Source organism: Mesorhizobium sp. M7A.F.Ca.US.002.01.1.1, from assembly GCF_004022955.1.
Classification (GTDB): domain Bacteria; phylum Pseudomonadota; class Alphaproteobacteria; order Rhizobiales; family Rhizobiaceae; genus Mesorhizobium; species Mesorhizobium ciceri.
The window spans coordinates 1-7,498 of record NZ_RZQE01000298.1 but is presented as its reverse complement, the minus strand read 5'-3'; the positions used below and the strand labels follow the sequence as shown (position 1 = coordinate 7,498).

The following is a 7,498-nucleotide window of genomic DNA, read 5'->3' as shown; positions in this document are numbered from 1 at the left end:
CGTCGGCAGCGTCATCAGCGTCAGCACCAGGCCGCCAACGAAAGCGGCGGAGCGCGGCATGCCCAGGAAATTGATAAACACCGCGAGGCCGAGCAAGCCGAAGACGATTGACGGCACTGCGGCCAGATTGTTGATGTTGACCTCGATAAGATCGGTGAAACGGTTCTTCTTGGCGAATTCCTCCAGATAGATGGAGGCGGCGACGCCTATCGGCAGCGCGAGCAGCAGCACGATCACCATCATATAAAACGAGCCGATGATCGCCACGCCCATGCCCGAGGTTTCCGGGCGGCTGGAGGCGCCGTAGGTGAACAGGCCGCTGTTGAAGTGCTCGGCCATCGCGCCCTCGGCCTTGAGCTTGTTCATCCAGGTGATCTGCTGGTCCGAGACCTTGCGTCGCGCTTCCTCGACACTGAGGTCGATCTGGCCCTTGAAAGCGGAGTCGAGATTGGCGGCGGCGAGGATGTTGACGTCGCGTGTCGTGCCGATCACCGAGGGATCGGCGGCAACGATGTCGCGCAACTGGACGCGGGCGCCTTCCGAAAGGAAGCCCTTGAGCTTCTGGATCATCGGCTTGTCATCAGGAGAGATGCCGAGCTTGGCCACCAGCGCGTTTTCGGCGAGCTTGGGATAATTCGCCTTGATCAGAACGCTCGGATCGGTTGCGCGCTTGCCGGAAGGATCGATCACCTTCTCGTCGAACGTGATCGGCAGTGACACCGTCGTCTGCCAGAAGGCGGTGTAGCCTTTCGAGACGATGGTGATCAGCATGATTGCCAGGAACGCCAGGCCTACGGAAATCGCCACGACGCCATAGATGCGGAAACGTCGTTCGGCGGCGTAACGGGCCTTCAGGCCGATGTCGCGGCGCGGATGGGCCGCCGGCCTGACCATCGTATCCATGGGAATGTCGGTCATTCGTACTGCTCCCGATATTTGCGCACGATGTAGAGCGCGACGATGTTCATCACCAGCGTCAGCGTGAACAGCGTCAGGCCGAGCGCGAAGGCGACCAGCGTCTGCGGCGAATTGAACTCGAGGTCGCCGGTGAGCTGGTTGACGATCTTGACGGTGATGGTCGTCATCGCCTCGAACGGGTTGATGGTGAGGTTGGCGGCGACGCCCGCCGCCAGCACGACAATCATCGTTTCGCCGATGGCGCGCGAGGCAGTCAGCAGGATGGCGCCGACGATGCCGGGCAGTGCAGCCGGCAGGATCACCCGCTTGATCGTCTCCGAGCGGGTCGCGCCGAGGCCGAGCGACCCGTCACGCATGGCGCGCGGCACCGCGGTTATGATGTCGTCTGAGAGAGAGGAGACGACCGGGATCAGCATGACGCCCATGACCAGGCCGGCGGTGAAGATGCTCTGGCCCTGGATGAACGGCGAGCCGCCGGTCAGCGCCGCGGACAGGTCGCGCAGGAACGGCCCAAGCGTGACGACGGCGAAGATGCCGTAGACGATGGTCGGTATGCCGGCCAGCAGTTCAAGCGCCGGCTTGACCACCGAGCGCACCCTGGGCGTTGCGTATTCGGCCATGTAGACAGCCGACATCAGCCCGACCGGCACCGCCACCAGCAGCGCGACGGCGGCGATATAGAGCGTGCCGGCAAGAAGCGGGATCAGGCCGAACTGGCCCTGGCTGCCGCCCGAACCGGCAGCGGCAAAACGCGGATCCCAGACCGTGCCGAAGAAGAAACTCATCGGCGAGACGCTCTCGAAGAAGGTGATCGTCTGGAACAGCATCGAAAGCACGATGCCGACGGTGGTCAGGATGGCGATGGTGGAGGCGGCAAGCAGCCCCCACAGCATCAACCGCTCGACATTGTTGCGCGCCCTGGCGCGCGGCTCGATCTGCCTGAGCGCATAGAAGGCACCGGCGATCGAGGAAGCGAGAATGACAATGGCACCGAACAGGCCGAGCCGGTCCTGGACCTTGTTCGCCTCGACGGCGATCGGGATCATGTAATCCTGTGTGTCGCTCGCCAGTGCCACGCCCTTGGCGGCGAGCAGCGGCTGCAACTCGGCAAAGCTGGCAGGCATTGCGGCCAGTGTGCCAGCATCGAGTTTGCGCAGGCCCCTGGCGAGGCTCTTTACCAGGCTGACATCCAGTGCCTCGCTGGCAACCTTGCTGTCGACGGTACGCTCGGGCAAGGCAGCGTGGATGTGCCGGTCAAGATAGACCGAAGAACCGACGGCCCAGACGGCAAGCAGCAAAAGAGCAGGCAGGACGGCGAGCAGGAAGGCCCACCAGCCGTGATAGTGGGCACGCGAATGCGGCTTGACCTTGCCATTGTCCTGGGCCGCGGCACGCTGCCGGCCGATGAAAAAGGCAACCAGGCCGACGGCAACGACGATGGCCAGTACGAGCAAGGACGACATGGACCCACCCCAAGGGAAATTCTGACGCAGCCGCCATTGCGGCCTGCGGTGAAACCGGGGCGCGGATTTGACCCGCACCCCGGTTCGGCAGCTTGATTACATCGACTTTCCGGCGGCGAAAGCGTCACGCTGGGCCTGACGCTCGGCATCCGGAGCAGCAACGAGGCCGTATTCGGCGAGCGGGCTTTCCGGGCCAACCATCTGGTCGTCGAGGAAGAACTCGACATATTCCTTGAGGCCGGGAACGACGCCCAGATGCGCCTTCTTGACGTAGAAGAACAGCGGGCGCGAGACGGGATACTTGCCGCTGGCAATCGTCTCGGTCGAAGGCACGATACCTTCCACGGTGGCGACCTTCAGCTTGTCGGCATTGTTCTCATAGAAGGCGAGGCCGAACACGCCGACGCCGGTCTTGTTGGAGTCGATGCGGGCGAGCGTCTCGGTATAGTCGCCATCGATGTCGACGGCCTTGCCGTCCTTGCGGATGGCAATGCAGGTTTTGCCGATTTCCTTGTCGTCGGCAATGCCGGCGGCCTTGAGAGCAGCCTTGTCACAGCCGGCATCGAGGAGCTTGGTCTCGAACACTTCGCGCGTGCCGTGCTTTTCGCCCGGAATGTAGGCGGCGATGTCCCAGTCGGGCAGCTTCGGATTGACCTGGCTCCACTTGGTGTTCGGATTGTCGACGAGCTTGCCGTCGACGACCAGCTTGGCCGCGAGCGCCTTGTAGATGTCGGCGGGAACCAGCGCCCAGTCCGGGCCCTTGATGTCGGTGGCGAAGACGATGCCGTCATAGCCGATCCGGACTTCCTGGACTTCCTTCACGCCGGCGGCGGCGCAGGACTTGAGTTCGTCCGCCTTGATCGGACGCGACGAGTTGGCGATGTCGATCGTGTCTTCGCCGACGCCCTTGCAGAATTCCTTGATGCCGGCGCCGCTGCCGCCGGATTCGACGACCGGGGTCTTGAAGTTGGTGAACGTTTCGCCGAACTGCTCGGCAACGATCTTGGCATAAGGTAACACGGTCGATGATCCGGCGACCTGGATCTGGTCGCGCGCGGCGGCGAAGCCGGACGACGCGGCGAGCGCAAGCGCAGCGGCCGACGCCGTATAGAGGAATTTCTTCATGTGGCCTGCTCCTGTTCGGAAGATGGTCTCTCGGCGCTCGTCAGTCGGCGCCCGCTGAGGCCAATAGCCTTCGATTATAACAGTCGCATGACAGTTTGATGTCACCCCGGTAACGCGTCATCGCGATGAGCAAAACGCCGCCTGGCCGGCACTGACCACGCAGCCCGGCTTTGTCCCCGGAATCAGAGACTTGCTCCGCTTGGGGCCGAGATTGGCCGGCGATTTGGGGTTAGCCGGCCTTTACGAAAAAAAGCCGGACGGGAGCGCGTTGCTCTCAGCCAGACGGTGTCATGGCCGGGCCATCGCCGAAAACAGGTCCGTTGGGGTAGGTTGACGCTGTCTCATGCCGGCGGTCGCTGCTCCCGCCCGTAACTGGAAAGGGAGGAATCGAACGCCGCCATTGTCTCGACTGGATACAACCTTTGATATGGTGCGATCGCACCATAGTCTTGGCCGCTGGCAGGGCGCGAATCTTCGCCGTATTTCCGGCACTCGGACAGGCAGGACCGGCCCTACCCGGCGTTGCGCTGAGCCTGCCGGCTGGCGCCGACCCAGCGCTCGACCTTCTCGAGCAGCGCCCGGGGACTGATCGGCTTGGGCAGATAGTCGTCCATGCCTGCCTCCAGGCAGCGCTCGCGGTCGCCCTTCAGCGCATGCGCGGTGACGCCGACGATCGGCACATGCGTGCCGGTTTCTTCCTCCAGCCGGCGAATGGCGGCGGTCGCTTCGAGACCGTTCATCTCCGGCATGGAGACATCCATCAGGATCATGCACGGGTTGAGCCGGCCGAAGGCGTCGAGCGCCTTGCGGCCATTGCCGACGATCTCGAAACCATAACCGGTCTCGCCGAGGATCTGGGTGAACACCATCTGGTTCACCTCATTGTCCTCGGCCACCAGTATGTCCAGCCTGTCGCCACCAGCCGCCACCGGTGGCCGCGGGCGAATCGAAGGCGGCTGCAGCAGCGCCCGCTGTTCGGACGGTGCCGAGGGCTGCGGCCGCGTCACATTGCTCGCAGCGACGTCGGCCGCGAGCGGCTGCGCGTCGCTGCCGCCAGTGTTGTGGCGATGCCGCTGGATGGTGGCGACCAGCGTTTCCAGCAGCACCGAAGAGCGCGCCGGCTTGATCAACTGGGCATCGATGCCGAGATCGCGATAGCTGGTGTTGGCGAGCGACTGGTCGACCGAGGTCAGCATGATGATCGGCGTTCCGGCAAGGCCAGCGGTGTTGCGCACGATCCGCGCCATTTCGGCGCCGCTCATTTCAGGCATCTGGTAGTCGAGCACGACGCAATCGACCGGCACGCCATAGGCGGCTGCGGCGATCAGCACCTTGAGGCCTTCGGCGCCGCTTTCGGCCGCGCAGGAATCGAACGTCCATGATGTCATCTGCTCGGTCAGGATCGCCCTGTTGACGGCATTGTCGTCGACGATCAGCACGCGCGCGCCGGTCACGTCGATCGGCATGATGCGTTGTCCGTTCTGCTGTCCGGCCCTCGGCAGCGTCACCGAGAACCAGAACGTCGAACCCTTGCCTTCGGCGCTTTCGACCCCGATGTCGCCGCCCATCAGCTCGACGAGCCGCGAGGTGATGGCGAGGCCGAGGCCGGTCCCCTCGTGCCGCCGCGTCGATGAAGTGTCGACCTGGCTGAATTTCTCGAACACCAGTTTCAGTTTTTCCTCGGGGATACCGATGCCCGTATCGGTGACCGAAATGGTGAGCTTCGTTCCGGCTGGAACCCTCTCGCCGGTGACGTCGACCAGCACATGGCCCTCATCAGTGAATTTCACCGCATTGCCGAGCAGGTTGGTGACGATCTGCCTGATGCGGCCGACATCGCCGATGAATAGGCTCTCGAGCCGAGGCTCGACACGTACGATCAGCTCGAGGTCCTTCTCCTTGGCGCGCGTCGACACCAGCGTCGCCACGTCCTCGATCGCCTCGGCCAGATTGAAGGGCGCCGGATCGAGCACCAGCTGACCGGCATCGATCTTGGAGAAGTCCAGTATGTCGTTGATGATGGTGAGCAGCGCATTGCCCGACTTCACGATGATGTCGGTAAACGTCTTCTGCTTCGGGTCGAGGTCCGATTTGGCCAGCAGTTCGGCCATGCCGAGCACGCCGTTCATCGGCGTACGTATCTCATGGCTCATATTGGCGAGGAATTCCGACTTGGCGCGGTCGGCGAGCACGGCGCGCTGACGCGCCTCGCGCAGTTCGGCCTCCCGCATCTTCAGCTCGGTGATGTCGGTGGTCGAGCCGATCAGGTAGAGCGAACCGTCGGAGGCGATCATCGCGCCCTTGCGGGCGAATTGATGCCTGACGCTGCCGTCGGCCAGCGTCACCGTCTCTTCGACCTCCTGAGTTTCGCCGGTGCGCAGCACGGCGAGGTCGCCATTGACAAAGGCCTCGCCATCCGGCCCGAAAATCTCGATGTCGGTCTTGCCGATGGCCTCTTCCTTGCTGAAGCCCGTCAGATCGCACCAACCCTTGTTGACATAGAACTGCCGGAGATCGGAGCGCTTGGCGTAGATCGATACCGGTACATTGTCGATCAGGCTGCGGAACACCTCGTTCTCGCGCATGCTTTCTTCCAGCGCACGCTCGCGTGCCTTGACGTCGGTGATGTCGGTGCTCGAACCGACCAGATGCACCGACCCGTCCAGCGCCACCAGGCGGCTCTTGCGGGTCATCAACTGCCGAACCGTGCCGTCGCGATGGGTGACGGGTTCCTCGACCTCCTTGACGACGCCCGTCACGGCGACTTGCGTGTCGTCATGGCTGTAGCCATCCGCGTCCTGCGCGCCGAACAACTGCCGGTCGGTGCGGCCGATGACATCCTCCTTTGCCAAGCCGGTGATCGCGCACCAAGCCTTGTTGACGAATTCGATGCTCAGGTCCTGCGCCTTGATGAAGGCGGCCACCGGCAACTCGTCCATCACATGCCGGAACAGGTCGATCTGGCGCATGGAATCGCGCAATGCCGCCTCGCGGCTCTTGATCTCGGAGATGTCGACGCGAACGCCGATGAAGGTGCCGTCGTCGGTCCGCATGTCGTAGACCTGATACCAGCGGCCATCGGGATTGTGACGCTCGTAGGAGGAACTGGGCAAGCGGTAGCGGGCGAGGATCGCGTCCAGCCAGCGGTCATGATCGCTGTCGTAGAGCTGGTCGATTTGCGGATCGCCGCTGCTGCGGAAATAGCCGTTCGCATGACCCAGCACGAGTGCTTCGCGGAATGTACAGCCGGGCTGCCACGCCGGCTTCAAGGCCGGCAGCGTATCCTGGATCTTGCGGTTGGCGAAAACGAACCTGTCGTCGCGATCGTAGATGATCACGGCGGCCGGCAAGGATTCCAGCACGCTGGCGAGATGCTTGCGTGCGTCCTGCGCCTCCGTCTCGCGGCGCTTCATGTCGGAAATGTCGAACAGGAAGCCGGCAACGTAGTTGCGGCCGCTGGCCATGCCGACGCGGCTCTTCCGGACGATGCGCGAGCGGCTGGCGCCGTCGACCTCGAAATTCTCTTCCACTTCGTACGGCCGCCCGGTGGCAAGGACGTCACGTTCGCTCTGCTCGAAAAGCGCGACAGCGTTCGTTGGGAGGAAATCGCCGCCGGGCTTGCCGAGCATGGCTTGCGGCGTCTGGCCAAACAGAGCGGCGAACGCCTCGTTGACGAAGACGAAACGCAGATGGTCGTCCTTGACGAAGATCGGATCCTTGACGGCGTTGATCACCGCTTCCGCCAGCCGCGCTTTCTCCAGCGCGTCGGCAAGTTCGGCCTCCCGGTCCTTCATGTCGGTGACGTCGACATAGGAGATCAGCCGCTTCCCGCCGGCCAGCGGCGCCATCGACGATATCAGCGTGCGGCCGTCATTGCGTGGGAACTGCCGCGATCCGGCGATACCGGCCCTGATTTCCGCCTCGCGCTCGGCGATATGCCGCTGCCATGACGCGTCGTCGGAGCCAAACGGATCGATGTCGCGGCTGGCGTC

Annotated in this window: 4 protein-coding genes; all 4 read right to left on the bottom strand. The window is 63.5% G+C overall.

The genetic code is table 11. From position 1 onward, the window contains the following. A partial coding sequence (locus EN932_RS24125) for a DUF3333 domain-containing protein (RefSeq protein WP_127366504.1) occupies window positions 1-918 on the bottom strand: 918 nt, incomplete at its 3' end. Further along, window positions 915-2,381 carry a phosphate ABC transporter permease subunit PstC gene (gene pstC, locus EN932_RS24120; protein ID WP_063169148.1) on the bottom strand — a complete coding sequence of 489 codons (1,467 nt, stop codon included), beginning with the start codon at window positions 2,379-2,381 and terminating at the stop codon, window positions 915-917. The genes EN932_RS24125 and pstC, both read right to left, overlap by 4 nt. Window positions 2,382-2,477: 96 nt before the next feature. Then, entirely contained in the window at window positions 2,478-3,506 is a 1,029-nt protein-coding gene (locus EN932_RS24115) for a substrate-binding domain-containing protein (RefSeq protein WP_027163159.1), read from the bottom strand. A 512-nt stretch (window positions 3,507-4,018) separates the two neighbouring features. Further along, a partial coding sequence (locus EN932_RS24110) for a PAS domain S-box protein (protein ID WP_128369116.1) occupies window positions 4,019-7,498 on the bottom strand: 3,480 nt, incomplete at its 5' end.